Origin of the sequence: Clostridium sp. UBA7791 (assembly GCF_002480755.1) — a bacterium.
GTDB classification, from domain to species: Bacteria; Bacillota; Clostridia; order Clostridiales; family Clostridiaceae; genus Clostridium_J; species Clostridium_J sulfidigenes.
Genome location: NZ_DLCT01000013.1, coordinates 82,446 through 100,251, shown reverse-complemented (window position 1 = coordinate 100,251; position 17,806 = coordinate 82,446). Strand labels below are relative to the sequence as shown.

The 17,806-nt window shown below is 31.2% G+C and carries 16 protein-coding genes; all 16 read left to right on the top strand.

The genetic code is table 11. The features are described 5' to 3' along the window. The first annotated feature begins 8 nt into the window (after window positions 1-8). The 16 genes from B3Z56_RS15935 (at window position 9) to B3Z56_RS15860 (ending at window position 17,707) form a co-directional block, all read left to right on the top strand. Window positions 9-917 carry an aldolase/citrate lyase family protein gene (locus B3Z56_RS15935; RefSeq protein WP_150842466.1) on the top strand — a complete coding sequence of 303 codons (909 nt, stop codon included), beginning with the start codon at window positions 9-11 and terminating at the stop codon, window positions 915-917. Further along, entirely contained in the window at window positions 910-2,460 is a 1,551-nt protein-coding gene (citF, locus tag B3Z56_RS15930; protein WP_346846618.1) for a citrate lyase subunit alpha, read from the top strand. Before B3Z56_RS15935 ends, citF begins: the two co-directional genes overlap by 8 nt. Window positions 2,461-2,578: 118 nt before the next feature. Continuing rightward, complete coding sequence (citS, locus tag B3Z56_RS15925) at window positions 2,579-3,925, top strand: citrate/sodium symporter CitS (RefSeq protein WP_346876918.1); 1,347 nt, start codon at window positions 2,579-2,581, stop codon at window positions 3,923-3,925. Between the two features lie 110 nt (window positions 3,926-4,035). After that, the gene (locus B3Z56_RS15920; protein ID WP_150842468.1) at window positions 4,036-4,239 is read left to right on the top strand and encodes a hypothetical protein; all 204 of its coding nucleotides are present in this window, start codon (window positions 4,036-4,038) and stop codon (window positions 4,237-4,239) included. Window positions 4,240-4,278: 39 nt separating this feature from the next. Further along, window positions 4,279-5,316 (top strand): [citrate (pro-3S)-lyase] ligase, encoded by a 1,038-nt coding sequence (gene citC, locus B3Z56_RS15915; protein WP_346876917.1) that lies wholly within the window; start codon window positions 4,279-4,281, stop codon window positions 5,314-5,316. A 123-nt stretch (window positions 5,317-5,439) separates the two neighbouring features. Then, window positions 5,440-6,819 (top strand): triphosphoribosyl-dephospho-CoA synthase CitG, encoded by a 1,380-nt coding sequence (citG, locus tag B3Z56_RS15910; RefSeq protein ID WP_346879175.1) that lies wholly within the window; start codon window positions 5,440-5,442, stop codon window positions 6,817-6,819. Between the two features lie 314 nt (window positions 6,820-7,133). Continuing rightward, on the top strand, window positions 7,134-7,610 hold the full coding sequence (locus tag B3Z56_RS15905) for an NAD(P)H-dependent oxidoreductase subunit E (RefSeq protein WP_346846622.1): 477 nt from the start codon (window positions 7,134-7,136) through the stop codon (window positions 7,608-7,610). A gap of 1 nt (window position 7,611) precedes the next feature. Further along, complete coding sequence (gene nuoF / locus B3Z56_RS15900; RefSeq protein WP_346876915.1) at window positions 7,612-9,486, top strand: NADH-quinone oxidoreductase subunit NuoF; 1,875 nt, start codon at window positions 7,612-7,614, stop codon at window positions 9,484-9,486. Between the two features lie 4 nt (window positions 9,487-9,490). After that, the gene (locus B3Z56_RS15895; protein WP_346879174.1) at window positions 9,491-11,179 is read left to right on the top strand and encodes a [FeFe] hydrogenase, group A; all 1,689 of its coding nucleotides are present in this window, start codon (window positions 9,491-9,493) and stop codon (window positions 11,177-11,179) included. Window positions 11,180-11,184: 5 nt separating this feature from the next. Then, a complete protein-coding gene (locus B3Z56_RS15890; protein WP_035133546.1) occupies window positions 11,185-11,433 on the top strand; it encodes a (2Fe-2S) ferredoxin domain-containing protein in 249 nt (82 codons plus the stop codon). Between the two features lie 230 nt (window positions 11,434-11,663). Beyond that, the gene (locus B3Z56_RS15885; protein ID WP_346846625.1) at window positions 11,664-12,086 is read left to right on the top strand and encodes a hypothetical protein; all 423 of its coding nucleotides are present in this window, start codon (window positions 11,664-11,666) and stop codon (window positions 12,084-12,086) included. A gap of 117 nt (window positions 12,087-12,203) precedes the next feature. Then, on the top strand, window positions 12,204-14,069 hold the full coding sequence (htpG, locus tag B3Z56_RS15880; protein WP_346846626.1) for a molecular chaperone HtpG: 1,866 nt from the start codon (window positions 12,204-12,206) through the stop codon (window positions 14,067-14,069). 117 nt (window positions 14,070-14,186) lie between these two features. Then, on the top strand, window positions 14,187-14,843 hold the full coding sequence (locus tag B3Z56_RS15875) for a response regulator transcription factor (RefSeq protein WP_346846627.1): 657 nt from the start codon (window positions 14,187-14,189) through the stop codon (window positions 14,841-14,843). Then, entirely contained in the window at window positions 14,843-16,282 is a 1,440-nt protein-coding gene (locus tag B3Z56_RS15870) for a HAMP domain-containing sensor histidine kinase (protein WP_346846628.1), read from the top strand. The genes B3Z56_RS15875 and B3Z56_RS15870 overlap by 1 nt, the downstream gene beginning before the upstream one ends. 117 nt (window positions 16,283-16,399) lie before the next feature. After that, on the top strand, window positions 16,400-16,810 hold the full coding sequence (locus B3Z56_RS15865) for a hypothetical protein (RefSeq protein WP_346846629.1): 411 nt from the start codon (window positions 16,400-16,402) through the stop codon (window positions 16,808-16,810). Window positions 16,811-16,963: 153 nt separating this feature from the next. Further along, window positions 16,964-17,707, top strand: a complete 744-nt coding sequence (locus B3Z56_RS15860; protein WP_346846630.1) for an NAD(P)H-dependent oxidoreductase — start codon at window positions 16,964-16,966, stop codon at window positions 17,705-17,707. Window positions 17,708-17,806 lie beyond the last annotated feature (99 nt).

Below are 17,806 nucleotides of genomic sequence, written 5' to 3'. Positions count from 1 at the left end.
AGATTAAGATGAAACTAAGACGTTCGATGCTATTTGTTCCTGGAAATAATCCAGGAATCATAAGAGATGTACACATATACAAACCTGATTCAGTAATGTTTGACTTAGAAGATGCAATTGCTATATCAGAAAAGGATTCTGCAAGATTTTTAGTTCACAATATGTTAAAAAATCTAGGAGATTACTATAAAGAACTGGGTATAGAAACGGTGGTTCGTATCAATGGTTTAGATACAGAATTTTGGCAAGAAGATTTAGCAGCAATAGTTACAGGTGGGGTTGAAGTTGTAAGAATTCCTAAAACTGAAACTGTAGAAGATGTTATGACTGTAGATAGAGAAATAGAAAAAATAGAGAAGGCTTGTGGAAGAGAAATTGGTTCAACAAAGATAATGGTAGCCATTGAATCGGCTTTAGGAGTTATGCATGCCTTTGAAATAGCAAAATCTCCAACTAAAAGGTTAATAGGTATGGCTTTAAGTGGTGAGGATTTTGTAACTAGTATGAAGACAACGAGAACTCCAGAGGGAGATGAGCTTTATGTGGCAAGAGGAATGATTGCTATGGCAGGAAGAGCTTGTGGACTTGAAGTGTTAGATACCGTTTATTCAGATGTAAATAACGATGAAGGATTCCTAAAAGAAGCTAATCTTATTAAGAGAATGGGATTCGGCGGTAAGTCATTAATTCACCCAAGACAAGTGGAGCTTATACACAGTGTATATACTCCTAGTGAAAAAGAAATAGTTAAAGCTAAAAAGATAGTCGATGCTACAGCAGAAGCTTTACGTGAAAATAAGGGAGTATTTACTGTAGACGGTAAAATGGTAGATAAACCAATTATAGAGAGAGCTCAAAGAGTTTTAGAACTTGCTAAAGCAGCGGGGGTTTTAGTTGGAGGTGAAGATAATGAATAATAGAATAAGCAAAGAATTATTAAATAGCATACCGGGATATGAGAATAGAAAGGTTTATGAAACTCCCTTTATTAATCAACCAAAGGGAACTATGGTTGAAAGTGATGGTGAAAATTTAAAAGAGCAAGTAAAGAGAACTAAAGTAGTAGAATCTATAAGAGTTGCTATAGAAAAATGTGAAATTAAAGATGGGATGACTATTTCTTTCCATCATCACTTTAGAGCTGGAGATAAGCTTTTAATGATGGTAGTAGATACATTGGCAGAAATGGGTATTAAAAATTTAAGAGTAGCATCAAGTTCTTTAACAAGTGCTCATGATGGACTTGTAGCACATATAGAAAATGGTGTTGTAAATAGAATTGAAAGCAGTGGTCTTAGAGGAAAACTTGCAGCTGCAATATCTGAAGGAATTTTAGATAAGCATCCAGCAGTTATTCGTTCTCATGGTGGAAGAGCTAGGGCTATTGTAGAAGGAGATTTGAAAATAGATGTAGCATTTATAGCAGCTCCATCTGCTGACTGCATGGGAAATGCCAACGGTGTAAAAGGAAAATCCATATGTGGATCTTTGGGTTATGCAAAGGTAGATGCAGAGTATGCTAATAAGGTAGTTGTAGTAACAGATACTTTAGTTGATTATCCCAACTTCCCACAGAGCATTCCACAAACTAAAGTTGACTATGTAGTTGTAGTTGATGAAATTGGTGATTCAAAGGGGATAATGTCTGGAGCAACTAGATTTACATCAAATCCTAAAGAGCTTTTAATGGCAAAAAGAGTACTTGATGTAATGCTTGCATCTGGAAGATTTGTAGATGGATTTTCTATGCAAACAGGTAGTGGTGGAGCATCTCTAGCAGTTACTCGTTTTGTTAAAGAAGAATTAAAGAAAAGAGATATTAAATTAAGTTATGCCCTAGGTGGAATTACAGGACCTATGGTAGATCTTTTAGAAGAGGGACTTTGTGATACACTATTTGATGTCCAATGCTTTGATTTAAAAGCTGCAGAGTCCATTGGAAAAAATGAAAAACATATAGAAGTTAGTGCAGATTTTTATGCTAATCCATTTAATAAATCAGCTGCAGTTAACAAATTAGATTTTGTTGTCCTAAGTGCATTAGAAATAGATACTGATTTTAATGTTAATGTTATTTCTGGCTCTGATGGAGTTATTAGAGCAGCATCAGGTGGACATAGTGACACAGCAGCTAATGCTGAAATATCAATTTTAGTAGCACCTCTTACAAGAGGAAGAATTGCAACTATAATTGAAAAAGTAACTACTATTGTTACTCCAGGTAGTACAGTAGATGTAGTTGTTACAGATTATGGTGTAACTGTAAATCCAAGAAGACAAGATTTAATCAACAAGTTTAAGAAGGCAGGCCTTCCATTAATAACTATGGAAGAATTAAGAAAAATTGCTGTTAAGCTAATAGGAGTTCCTAAGGAATTAGAGTTTTCTGATGATGTAGTAGCAGTAATAGAATACAGAGATGGAAGTATTATAGACGTAGTTAAAAAGCTTAAAAAGTAAGCTAGATATTATCTTTGATTTGAAAGGTTTAAACAAATAACTTGTTAACCCTATTAGGACTTACTAAAAGTAAGGCCTAGTAATGAAATTATACAATTTAATTTTAGGAGGATTAATTATGCCAGAAAATCTTATTGAAGAAAAAAAAGGTCCCTTTAAAGTATACGGCATGCCGTGGTACATTTTTGCAGGAGTTGCAGTAGTAGTTTTCTTTGCAGCAATCAAAGGTTTTTTACCTAAAAACTCTGTAGGTGCCTTTGCACTATTATACTCAGTAGGTATCCTATTTGCTATGATTGGAGATAGGATTCCAATATGGAAAGAGTATGTTGGAGGAGGTCCAATTCTTGCTTTCCTAGGATCTGCAGCGTTAGTTTACTATGGGATAATACCAGAAGCAAGTGTTGAAGCTGTAAAAATATTCATGGATACCGCAGATTTCTTAGACTTATTTATAGCAGTACTTATAACAGGATCAATATTATCAGTTAATAGGAAACTACTTATGAAAGCTTTCCTTGGATATATTCCAGCAATATTGGGTGGAGTAATTGCAGCATTTGTATTAGGAGCTTTAGGTGGAGCTATATTTGGTATTCCTATGTCAGAAATAGCTACTAAGTATGTACTTCCAATAATGGGTGGTGGTACTGGAGCAGGAGCAATTCCAATGAGTGAAATTTACTCAAGTGTTACTGGTGGGGATCCAGCAGCATGGTTATCCTTTGCTCTATCAATTCTTACAATAGCTAATATTATAGCTATAATAGCAGCGTCAGTATTAAATAAATTGGGTGAAACTAAAGCTGGAGCTAAATTTAATGGACATGGTGAATTAATAAGAAATGCAGAAGATATATCTAAATTAGAAGAAACTAGAGTAGTTAAAGTTACAGCTAGAGAAGTTGCAGCAGGACTAATTCTTGCCTGTGCATTTTATGTACTTGGAAATATTTTATCAAAAACTTTAATTATACCGGAATTTACGTTAATGGGAATCAATGTTAAAATTGATATTCATAGATTTGCGTGGATGGTTATTTTAGTAGCTATAGCTAATGTAGCTAATATAATTCCATTAGAATTAAAAGAAGGAGCTAAAAAGCTTCAAGGATTTTTCTCTAAACAATTCTTACTAGTAGTAATGGTTGGAGTTGGTATAGCTATGACAGATCTTGGAGAGCTTATAGCAGCATTCAATATAGCTAACGTTGTTATAGCAGGCCTAATAGTCTTAGGAGCAATTCTTGGATCGGGAATTGTAGGATGGTTAGTAGGATTCTACCCAATAGAGACAGCAATTTCAGCTGGATTATGTATGGCAAACCGTGGAGGTTCAGGAGACGTTGCGGTTCTTACAGCAGCAAAACGTATGGATTTAATGTCCTTTGCACAAATTTCTTCTCGTCTTGGTGGAGGAATAATGCTGATATTAGCAAGTATAGCCTTTGGTATGTTCTTCTAAAATCAGATTTTGAAAATAAATATAAAAAGAGTGTTGCTGTCAACACTCTTTTTATATTATGATACAATGTAAGTATCCTATAGTTATAAACTTATAATGGAGTGAAAGATATGAGTAAAAAGAAAAATAGAAAAACAAATAAAGAAATTTTACAAGAAGCTCATGCAGAAGGAATGTTTAGTGAAGCAGAAGAAATATCTAAAGGGAAAAAGAAATATGAATTTAAAAGTGGATTTGATGCTGTGTTTTCAGTAATTATTGTAATTATTGCATTACTAATAATATCCTTTGTAAGAAGATACTTTAACTTATAAAATTAAGATAGGATGTAATTTATTAAATGAGGTGAAGAAATGTATTATAACACTCAAAAAATAAATCTTAATTCTAAAATAGAAGTAAATAGGGTTGAGGAATTTTTAAGGGGATTTGCCCTTAAATATGAAGATGTAGATTATACTTTAATAATAGAGGAAGAGGGAGAAATAATAGCTACCTGTTCTAAGAAAAATAATATCGTTAAATGTTTTGCCGTAAGCGAGGAGCATCAAGGTCAAGGTATATCAAATATACTTATTACTGATATCACTAATAAACTCTTTGAAGAAGACATATACCATAACTTTATTTTTACAAAGCCTTCGAATAATTTTCTGTTTCAAGGACTTGGATATAAGGTAATTGTTGATACGGATAAAGTTAGTTTATTGGAAGCTGGAAATAAAAATATCCATAGTGAGTTGAAAAATATAAAGAAGAGTTATGAATTAAAGGAAGAAGAGCAATATGCTGCGTTAATTATGAACTGTAATCCTTTTACATTAGGACATAAATATATAGTTAAGAAAGCAGCTATGGATAATAAAAATGTTATAATTTTTGTGGTAGAAGAAGAGAAGTCCTCATTTCCATTCCAAGTTAGATTTCAACTAATAAAAGATGGAGTTAAGGAATTTAATAATGTAACTGTAATACCTGGTGGGAATTATATTATATCATCAGCTACTTTTCCAAATTATTTTTTAAGAAAAGATGACGACATTTTAAAAGAATATACTAAAATAGATGGAAACGTCTTTGGAAAATATTTTTGTAAGGAACTAAATATAACTAAAAGATATGTAGGAAGTGAACCTTACTGCAATGTTACCAATACTTATAATGAAACTTTAAGAGAAGTATTGCCTAAGTACGGTGTGGAAGTTGAAATTATAGAGAGATGCGAGATAGAAAATAAAGCTATAAGTGCGTCTAGAGTTAGAGAATTACTTAAAGAAGATAGACTAGAAGAAGTAAGGGAGTTAGTCCCATTAACTACCTATGAATTTTTAACAAGCAGCCTAGGGAAAGATATTATAGAGAAGCTTAAACTTAGAGATTTGCCTCATTAAAATAATAAATATTTCCTATGACAAAAATTGAAGGCTAATTAATAGACAATATAAACATTTAATTTTATCATAGTAAGGAAGGGGAAAAGTGATAGGATAATTATTGCCTATCCTTACATTAATATGGACTATACAGAAATAGATGAATTTTTAAATCATAGAGAAAAGAGAGTATTATATCAAGAACAACTTCTGAGAAATACATCTGGTGGAGTTACTCTTGCCACTGTAAGAGTAAACTATCCTGGTATAAAAAAATCTAATTATATTACAGATAGAATTGCCAAGATAGTTTGTGAGGATATATATTTATTTCATAATAAAAATATAATTTGTAAAGAAATCTATAAGAATAAAGAAGGAGTTATAGGTCATTTCATTTTTAATACTGATAACATTGAAGTAAAAAAGCAACTTATATATATGGAAGAAAATCATATATTAGGCAGATGTGTAGACATAGATGTATATTATCTTGATGATAGTGATCCATTGATGCCGTCCTTGCGTGGAGTATCTAGAAGTGACATAGGCCTAGAACCTAGAAAATGTTTTTTATGTGAAGAAGAAGCTAGAATATGTTCTAGAAGTCAAAAGCATAGTATAGAGAGGATAAAAGAGTATTTTATTAGTAAGTATGAAGAATATACCTGCTATGTAGATAAAAGAGATAGATTGTCCTATGAGATATCTCAACTAGCCCTTAAATCAATGATTACAGAGGTATCAACTATGCCTTCTTATGGATTAGTTTCACCTGTTACAAAGGGGTCTCATAAAGATATGGATTACTATACATTTTTAGAGAGTAGTTTTGCCATAGCACCATTTATAAAGGAAATGGTAGAAGCGGGATATAGCTATGAAACTCCAAAAAATATTTTTAAAGCTATTAGAACTATTGGAATAAAATGTGAAGAGACTATGTTTAAAGTTACTAAAGGTATAAATACCCATAAAGGTATGATATTTTTAATAGGAGTAGTGGCTACTGCGCTAGGTAAAGCTCTATATGAGAAAATATCCTTCAATAAAGTTCAAATTATACTAAAGAATATGTGTGAAAATATATTGGATGATTTTAAAGATTTGCATAAAAAGAAAGACTTAACTCATGGAGAGGCTTTATATTTAAAATATGGCTTTGCTGGAATTAGAGGAGAAATTAAAAAAGGTCTTGAAAATATTTTCCAGGAAATAATACCCAAACATAAAAATTCTAATCTAAAAGGAAATGATTTGTATTCTGAAACATTGCTTATGTTGATTAGTAAAGTAGAAGATAGTACCATTGTGCATAGACAAAATATAGAAAAACTTCGTGAAGTTCAAAGACGTGCCTATGAAATTTTAAACTTGGGGGGCTTCAATAGCGAAGAAGGAATTAAAGCAGCCCATGACTTTGAAAAGCAGTGTATAGACGAAAATGTGAGTCCGGGAGGATCAGCGGACTTATTGGCATTAGTTATATTTTTGACAGAGTCTGAAAGGTTCTTTTCATAAACTTTAACTCGTTACAGATGTAAATTTTTAAAGTAGATATATTTAATTAACACAGGATGTTAAATATATCTACTTTATTTTATAATTTTTTCAAAAATACCCATGGAATATAGAGAATATATAATAATCATATATAGAAATTAATGTAAAATTAAAGTAAATATAAAAAATGCAGGAATAATAGTTTACATATTTAATATAATATATAGAAATTAATTAAAAAAATAATTATTTTTATGTATTGAAATATTTGAAAATTCAGTATAAAATGTAATAGTGATAATAATTTAACAAGCATTGTAGGGGGGAAAACAATGAATACATCCTTTAATTATGAAGAACTAGATGTTATATTAAAAAATCATGGATATAACCCTAGTAGTATAATTGCAATATTACAAGATACTCAGGAGATATATAGATATCTTCCAGAGGAAATATTTCCATATTTCTCTAAAAAATTAGGTATTAGCGAAGCAAAGATTTACAGCGTAGCTACATTCTATGAAAACTTTTCTTTAGAACCTAAAGGGAAATATGTAATAAAAATATGTGATGGAACAGCATGTCACGTAAGAAAATCTATACCAATATTAGAGAAGCTAAGAAGTGAATTGAATCTTTCAGAAAACAAAGTTACTACAGATGATTTAATGTTTACTGTGGAAACGGTTTCATGTCTTGGAGCCTGTGGTTTAGCACCAGCACTAACTGTTAATGACAAGGTTTATGGGGCTATTACTCCTGAGAAGGCAATAGAACTTTTAAATATGCTTAAGGAGGACAAATAATATGCTTCTTAATAGAGAGGATTTAATTAATATAAGAAATACCTATAAAGAAAGCTTTCACAACGAAAAGGTAAAAATTCTTGTATGTGGAGGTACTGGTTGTATAGCAGGTGGTTCATTAGAAATATACGATGAGTTTGTAAGACTAATGAAGGAAAAAGATATAAGATGCGAGGTTAAATTAGAAAAAGAATCTCATGAAAAATCTGTTGGAATTAAAAAAAGTGGTTGCCATGGATTCTGTGAGATGGGACCTCTAGTAAGAATTGAACCATGGGGATATTTATACATAAAGGTTAAGCCACAGGATTGTGAAGAAATTATAGATAAGACTATTGTTTTAGGTCAATGTGTAGATAGATTGGCTTATGAAAAGGATGGTAAGGTTTACAGAACTCAAGATGAAATACCTTTCTATAAAAAACAAACTAGATTGGCATTAGAACATTGTGGTCATATTGATTCTACATCTATAGAAGAATATTTTGCTATAGGTGGATACTCTGCTTTAGAAAAAGTACTATTTGATATGACTTCGGATGAAATTATAAAAGAAATCGATGATTCAAATTTAAGAGGCCGTGGTGGCGGTGGTTTCCCAACTGGCCGCAAGTGGGGTCAAGTAAAACGTCAACCTGAGGGTGAGAAGTACATTGTATGCAATGGTGATGAGGGAGATCCAGGTGCATTTATGGATAGAAGCATAATGGAAGGAGACCCACATAGAGTTATAGAGGGAATGATGATTGCAGCAGTAGCCTGTGGAGCACAGGAAGGATATATATATGTACGTGCAGAATATCCTCTTGCTGTTAGCAGATTAAAGAATGCTATAGAAGAAGCTAAAAAGTATGGAATATTAGGTGAGAACATTCTTGGTACAGGTTTTAGTATGGATATAAAAATCAATAAAGGAGCAGGTGCTTTTGTATGTGGAGAAGGAAGTGCACTAACAGCTTCTATTGAAGGAAAAAGGGGTATGCCTAGAGTTAAGCCACCAAGAACTGTAGAACAAGGATTGTTTGGAAAACCAACAGTGCTTAATAACGTAGAAACCTTTGCTAATGTACCTATAGTAATTGAAAATGGAGCAGATTGGTATAAAACCATGGGTCCAGAGAAGAATAATGGAACAAAAGCTTTTGCATTAACAGGAAACATCGAAAATACAGGACTTATTGAAGTTCCAATGGGTACAACCTTAAGAGAAATAATATTTGATATCGGTGGAGGAATAAGAGGAGGAGCAGAGTTTAAAGCTGTACAAATTGGAGGTCCTTCAGGTGGTTGTTTAACAAAAGAACATTTAGATTTACCACTAGATTTTGATTCTTTAAAGAAAGCCGGAGCTATGATAGGTTCTGGTGGGCTAGTTGTAATGGATGAAAATACTTGTATGGTAGAAGTCGCTAGATTCTTTATGAACTTTACTCAAAATGAGTCTTGTGGTAAGTGTATACCATGCCGTGAAGGTACTAAGAGAATGCTTGAAATATTAGAGAGAATTGTAGCAGGTAAAGGTGAAATTGAAGATATTGATTTATTACTAGAACTTGCAGATACAATATCTTCTACAGCTTTATGTGGATTAGGAAAAACTGCAGCATTCCCAGTAGTAAGTACAATAAAGAATTTCCGTAGTGAGTATGAAGCGCATATTATTGATAAGAAATGTCCAACCAAGACATGTCAAAAACTTAAGACTATCTATATAGATGCAGACCTTTGCAAGGGTTGTTCAAAATGTTCAAGAATTTGTCCAGTAGGTGCCATTTCAGGTAAGGTTAAAGAACCTTTTGTAATTGATAAAAATAAATGTATTAAATGTGGTGCCTGTATTGAAGCTTGTGCCTTTAAAGCTATAAAGGAGGATTAATAGAATGAATGAACAATTTATGATTATAGATGACATCCCAGTGGAAATAAAGGGAGAAAAAAATATTTTAGAGGTTATTAGAAAAGCAGGAATAGATTTACCAACTTTATGCTACTACTCAGAGCTTTCTGTATATGGAGCTTGCCGTATGTGTATGGTAGAAAATAAGTGGGGTGGAATTGAAGCTGCATGTTCTACACCACCAAAAGCTGGTATGGAGATATATACTAATACACCTAGATTAAGAAAATATAGAAAGAATATATTAGAATTATTACTTTCAAATCATTGTAGAGATTGTACTACATGTGAGAAAAATGGACATTGTAAACTACAGGAGTTAGCACATCGATTTGGGATAAGACAAGTAAGATTTGACAATACAGCAGAAAAAAGCGAATTAGATACATCATCTTTATGTATAGTAAGAGATAAGAGTAAATGCATACTTTGTGGTGACTGTGTAAGAATGTGTAATGAAATTCAAAATGTAGGTGCCATTGACTTTATAAAAAGAGGAGCAGAGATGAGTGTAGGTACAGTTTTTGACAAACCTATAGCAGAATCAAACTGTGTAGGTTGTGGTCAGTGTGCAGCAGTATGTCCTACAGGAGCTATAGTAGTAAAAGATGATACACAAAAACTATGGAAAGATTTAAGTGATAAAAATACTAAGGTAGTAGTGCAAATAGCTCCAGCAGTAAGAGTTGGAATAAGTGAGGAGCTTGGACAAAAAGATGGAGAAAATGTAATGGGTAAAATCGTTGGAGCTTTAAAGAGAATGGGCTTTGATGAAGTATTTGATACATCTACTGGAGCTGATCTTACAGTACTGGAAGAAACAGGAGAATTTATTTCAAGATTAGAAAATAATGAAAGACTTCCGTTATTTACTTCTTGTTGTCCAGCTTGGGTTAACTATGTAGAAAGAACTTACCCAGAGATGATGAGTAATATCTCAACATGTAAATCTCCTATGCAGATGTTTGGTTCTGTTTTAAAAGAGCACTATAGTCATTCTAGTAAAAGAATAGTTAATGTAGCAATAATGCCTTGTACAGCTAAGAAATTTGAAGCTGATAGAGATGAATTTAAAGTTGATGGAGTTAAGGATGTAGATTATGTTATAACTACTCAAGAGCTTATAGCTATGATAAAGGAAACCGGAATTGTATTTTCAGAGATAGAACCAGAAGCTGTAGACATGCCATTTGGTGTTAGTAGTGGAGCGGGAGTTATATTTGGAGTTACAGGTGGAGTTACAGAGGCTGTTTTAAGAAGAGTTTTAGATGACAAATCTGTATCTACACTAAGAACTATAGCATTTAATGGAGTAAGGGGAATGTCTGGTGTAAAGGAAACTAGTATTACAGTAAATGACAAGGAATTGAAAATTGCTGTAGTTAGTGGTCTTAAAAACGCTGATGACCTAGTGAAAAAGATAAAATCAGGAGAAGCACATTATGATTTTATTGAAGTAATGGCTTGCCCAGGTGGATGTGTAGGTGGAGCAGGGCAACCATTTACTATGTTTGAAGGAAAGCAAAAACGTGGAGAAGGTTTATATGCAGCAGATAAGATGAGTAGCCTTAAACGTTCAGAAGAAAATCCAGTAATGATGTCTCTTTATTCAGGATTATTAAAGGGAAAAGTTCATAAGTTATTACATGTGAATTATAATAGAGGGGAGTAAACGCTGTGGTAAACTTAAGTGTTTGTATAGGTAGCGCCTGTCATGTAAAGGGATCTTATAATGTTATAAATGCTTTTCAACAGAGCATTGAAGAATATAATCTATCTGATAAAGTAGACTTAAAGGCAGTATTTTGTTTAGGTCATTGTTCTGATGCTGTATCTGTAAAAATTGATGACGGAGAAGTATTCAGTGTATCAGGCTTAACGGCAAAGAGTTTCTTTAAAAAAGAAGTATTACCAAGAGTAAAATAAGGTAATAAAACAAGCTAAATGTTAAATTAATATTGAGCCTACACTTATAATAAAGTGTAGGTTCAATATTTTGTAAGTTTTAGTGAGCTATTTTGAGAAGAAGCTCTATTTACTAATAGTAAATAAGTATAACTTCTAAAAAATCTCTGCAGTTGTTAATTAAAATCTATATATGTGATATAATGATGTGCATGTAAAACTTAAGAATTAATTAACAGGAGCTGATATAAATGTATGTATTATTTGGTGAAAATGTAATTCATAATGATGAGATGAAAGAAATAATAGAAAGTAAAACTGATTTTAAAGTAATTAAGGATATGACAAAGGGAACTAAAAGAGAAGATGTTCATGCCTTTTGCTTAAGTGTGAAAATCTCAATCTTAAATGAGATTATAGAAGAAGAATATGATGATTTTAATTTAAGTGAAATGGAAGAGGACGACATTTTTGATGAATATCTCAGTTTAGCAGAAGAGATGGCCTTAGATATGGAAGAGTTTATTCCAGAGGAAGCTATTATAGATGCAAAGGCCTATAAATGGGATCAATCAGATAAAGATATAAAAATTATTGTTATCATTGGAAATGACCAATTAGAAGAAAGAAAATTGAGAGATATAATGAAAAGATTACTAACTCAAGCAGAGTAAATGTGATATTTTTACAAAAAATTCACAATATATTCTTTATTTTATATAGAATTAGGTATAAAATATTTTATACGGTTGAGTATAAAATTTTATTATTTTTGTTTGGAGGAGATATATATGCTTAAAGAGAATGGAAACATTTCAATTCACACTGAAAATATAATGCCGATTATAAAAAAATGGCTATACTCTGATAAGGATATATTTATAAGGGAACTTATCAGTAATGGTTGCGACGCTATTAATAAATTAGAAAGACTAGTGACCTTTGGAGAAGCAACTGTGGAGAAGTCTAAATACGAAGTTACTGTATCCTTAAATAAAGATGAAAAAACTATAAAGTTTATAGATAACGGTATAGGAATGACTTCAGAGGAAGTAAAAAAATATATTAACCAAGTAGCTTTCTCAGGAGCTGAGGAGTTTTTATCTAAATATAAAGATAAGATTGATGAAGGAAAAGGCATAATTGGCCATTTCGGATTAGGGTTTTATTCAGCTTTTATGGTATCAGAAAAAGTTGAAATTGATACTTTATCTTATAAGGAGGGCGAAGAAGCTGTTAAGTGGATTTGTGAAGGCGGTACAGAATATGAAATTGAATCTTCTGAAAGAACTTCTAGAGGAACAACTGTTACTCTTTATATAAGTGAAGATAGCAATGAATTCTTAGATTATTATAAATTAAGGCAAATTATAAAAAAACATTGTAACTTCTTCCCTGTTGAGATTTATCTAATAGATGAGAATGAGAAAAAAGATGATAAGGATTCAGAGAAGGATATAGAAAAAACTCCTTTAAATGATACAAAACCATTATGGATGAAAGCTCCAAAGGATTGTACAGATGAAGAGTATAAAGAGTTCTATAGAAAAGTCTTCAATGAATATAATGATCCGCTATTTTGGATTCATATGAATGTAGACTATCCATTTAATTTAAAAGGGATATTGTACTTCCCTAAATTAAAACATGAATTTGAAGCTACAGAAGGAGAAGTGAAACTTTATAATAAGCAAGTTTTTGTGGCAGATAACATAAAAGAAGTTATTCCTGAGTTTTTACTTTTATTAAAGGGTGTTATTGATTGCGAAGACATTCCTTTAAATGTATCAAGAAGTTTTCTACAAAAGGACAGTAATGTATCAAAGGTTTCTAGACACATTGTAAATAAGGTAGCTGATAAACTTACATCTCTATTTAAAAATCATAGAGATGAGTACAATGACTTTTGGAAAGATATAAATATTTTTATTAAATATGGTTGTCTAAGAGATGAAAAATTCTATGACAAGGTTAAAGATATACTAATTTTCAAAACTACTAATGGAGACCATGTAACATTAAAACAATATCTAGAAAACAATAAGGAAAATCATGATAAAAAAGTTATTTATGTTAATGATGAAAAGCAACAGTCTCAATATATTAAAATGCTAAAAGACAATAACTTAGAAGCTGTGATTTTAAATACCACACTAGACAGTCATTTTATTACTTTAATGGAGAGTAAAGAGGAAGGAGTACAATTTAGTAGAATTGACTCTGACTTAACAGAAATATTAAAGGCTGATGCAATAGATGAAAGTCCTGAAGAGAACAAGGCTATAGAAGAGATATTTAAGAATTCTATAAATAAGGAACAACTAAAAATCTCTATAGAGCCTATTAAAACAGAGGAAGTTCCTGCTATGATTACTCTATCAGAACAGTCTAGAAGAATGGCTGAGATGAGTGCGATGTTTGGAGGAGGGGATATGTCAATGTTCCCTAAAGAAGAGACTTTAGTTGTAAATAGTTCAAATCCATTAATTAAAAAACTATTTAATTTATCTAAAGATGAAAATAAAAAAGACTTGGTTAATGATATTTGTAACCATGTGTATGACTTAGCTATGATAAGTCATGGACAATTAGGTGCTGATGAAATGTCTGATTTCATAAAAAGAAGCAATGATTTACTTGGAAGATTAATTAACTAGAGGTACCTAATAATTGTAATGATGAAGTGTATGTCCTAAAATAATTTGGGGACATACACTTTATTTTATACTATAATGGTATAAAATAAAAATGATATATTATATTAGGAGGTTTCAATGAAAATTTTAGTTGCTGATGATGATGAGAGAATTTTAAGACTTATTGCGGATTATTTAACTTTTAATAAATTTGAAGTAGTTACTGCAAAAGATGGTAAACTTGCTTTAGAGAACTTTGATGATACCATTGATTTAGTAATTTTAGATGTTATGATGCCTATTTATGATGGATGGATTGTATGTAAAGAGATTAGAAAGATATCAGAAGTACCTATAATTATATTAACGGCTAAAGATAGTGATTTAGATGAACTTTTTGCCTTTGATATAGGAGTGGACGACTATGTATCTAAACCATTTAACATAGCCCTATTACTTGCTAGAGTTAATAGACTTTTAAAAAGTAAAATTATTAAGGCGGGAAGCATTGTATTTAAAGGGATCGAAGTAAACGAAGAAAGTCACATGGTAAAAATAGACGGTAAGGAGAAAGAACTAAATCCGAAAGAATATGAACTATTGCTTTACTTTGTAAAAAATGTAAATAAAGTAATAAGTAGAGAAACGCTACTAAGAGTTATATGGGATGAAGATTACTTTGGTGATACTAGAACTGTAGATACTCATATAAGTCGGTTGAGAAATAAATTGGAAGATTATAATAAGTATCTAAAGACCATAAGGGGTTTTGGATATAAGTTTGGAGAAGTATGATGAAATCAATTAAATTAAAGTTATTTTCTGGTATAGTTCTCATATTCAGTATTTTTATCTTAGGGATTGCAACCTATGGAGTCACATATAAAGACTTTTTTCAAAGGGAAAAGTTAATGGAAATGAATGAAGTAATTGAAGAAATTAAAAACTATATAGATAAAGATTATGATAATAGAGTTGATGGGAAGTTAGAAGGACTTTCAGAGAAGTATAGTGTTCAAATAGATATAAAAGATGCACTAACATCAGAGAGCAGATTTTCTAGCCATAAAATGGGTAAAAATAATATGATGAATGGGCAGCATAGGTTTGAAGTTATAGAATTTATAGGTGAAAAAGAAGGAGTAAGTGAAACCATAACTCTTGATAGATCTACAGGTGTAGAGTTCTTAACTGCTGTAGGAAAAAATGTATATACTTACGAAATAACTGTTAAAACACCAATTACTGTTATTGATGATGCAGTAAATAAATCTATGAAGCTTTTATTTATGATAATGGTACCTGTTGGATTTATAGCACTTTTTATAACAGCATTATTTTCAAGACAATTTACTATGCCAGTAATAGAAATAACTAAAAAAACTAGAAAAATAGAAGAGCTAAGCTTTTGTGAGGATTTAAATATAAAGAGTATTGATGAAATAGGAATACTAGCTAAAAGTGTTAATAATTTATCCCATAAAATAGAAGAAACCTTAAAAAATCTAAAAGAAAAGAATTTAGAGTTAGAGACTATGATGAATAATGAAAAGAAAAATCAATTAGCTCGAAGGGAATTTGTGTCATCTGTATCTCATGAACTAAAAAGCCCTATAACTGTTATTTCAGGTTATATTCAAGCACTTCAAGAAGGTTTTATATCTTCAGAAGAGGATAGAAAATATTATTTAGATGTAATAGGTGGAGAAACAGAAAGATTAGGTATCATAGTCAATGATCTTTTAGATTTATATAAGCTAGAATCAAATACCTTTAAATTAAATAAAAAAGAAGTAAATATAAATAGTTTGATAAAAAAAACTCTAGAGAAAAATAAATTTAGATTCGAAGAAATGAACATAAATCTTAACTTTACGGAAGGTGAAAATATTACTATTATAGTGGATGAAGTTAGATTAGAGCAAGCAGTACAAAATTATATTAATAATGCCCTTAGCCATGTAGATGAAAATAAAATAATAGATATTAATCTAAAAGTAATTGAAGATAATTTAGTAATCTCTGTGTATAATAGTGGCAGTAACATTGAAGATGATAACCTTACTAGGATTTGGGAAGGGTTTATAAGGGTAGATAAGGTAAGAAACTATAAAGAAAAACGCCTAGGTTTAGGTTTAGCCATAGTGAAACAAATAGTAAATCTTCATGAGGGTACCTATGGGGTAAAGAATAGGAAGCATGGTGTGGAATTTTGGATAAGCTTAAGGTTATAAAAATGTATATTTATTTTAATCTAACTATTAGATTGTTGTAACATTAATGTAACATTCCTTTGTTATTATAAAGGTGTAAAGAAAATAAAAAATAATTAATGAAGGGAAGGATTTAATATGAAAAAATCAATGATAGCTTTAGCACTAGTAGGAGTAATTACCGCTTCGGGAGCAACTATGGCCTTTGCGGAGGAAAATTTAGGAGGAGCTTTTAGAAATGGTGGAGCTACACAGGTTCAAAGCTTAGTAGAAGAAGGAAAGACTTTAGAAGATGCAAAGAAAATTATGCTACAAGAGAAATATGAAAGAGTAGATGCTGCGGTAGAAAGAGGAACAATAACTGCAGAAAGAGGAGAAGAAATTAAAGCTGAAATGGCTGAAAATAGTGCTACTTGTGATGGGACTAGCATGAATAGAGAAAACAAGGAAGGCTATGGACTTAATCAAGGCTTAGGTAATGGTGCAGGTCAAGGTAGAGGAGCTGGCCAAGGAAAAGGTGCTGGTAGAGGAAATTGTATAAATAACTAAATTTATTATTTAGGTAGATAATATTATAGGAAGGATAGATATATTTATATAAGTATATCTACCTTCCTTTTTTCTATAATATTTCTTTACATTAGTTTGGATAGTTATGGTAAAATATTGTATATATACTACGACTATGAAGGAGATAATAATATGAAATGTGTAGTTATTCATGGTAGCCCAAGAAGAGGAAATACGTGGAATGTATTAACCCTAGTAAAGGAAGAAATGAGAAAAAGTTTAGACATAGAGTTTATTGATATTGAGCTAAGAAAAGAAAATCTTCCCCTATGTATAGGATGTTTTAATTGCATTTATAAGGGCGAAGATAAATGTCCTCACAAAGATATTATGAGTAAAATTATGAAAGAAATTAAAGAAGCAGAAGCACTAATAATTACTTCTCCTGTATACTCTATGCAAATAAGTGGATTACTAAAAAACTTTATAGATCATATGTCTTACAATTTCCATAGACCAAGTTTATTTACAAAGAAGGCTTTAATAATAACCACCACAGCTGGCGCAGGTCATAAGGATGCTGCAAACTATGTGAGAAGTGTTTTAAACTACTGGGGATTTAATCATGTTCAAACTTTACCAATTGCTTATAGAAGTAGGGAACTTACAGAGAAAAATAAAAAAAAGGTATTAGAGTGTGGAAAAAAATTTAGTGAGGAATTAAAATCTAAAAAGATTCATAAACCTTCCTTAAAATCAGTAGTTATGTTTAACCTTTGGAAAGCCATGTCAAAGGAGAAATATGAAGAAGGAAGTGCAGACTATGATTACTGGCATAGTGAAGATATGAGTAAAGGTGTATTCTCACCTAAAGTTCCTATTGGTATATTAAAAAAATTAATGGGAACAATTATTTATGGGTTAATGAATAAATAAGGTATGTATAAATATATAAAAAGTGGAAAATAATATATGAAAGATATAAGAATTTAGCTTGAACTATAACATGATAAGTACTATAATATGAATACATTA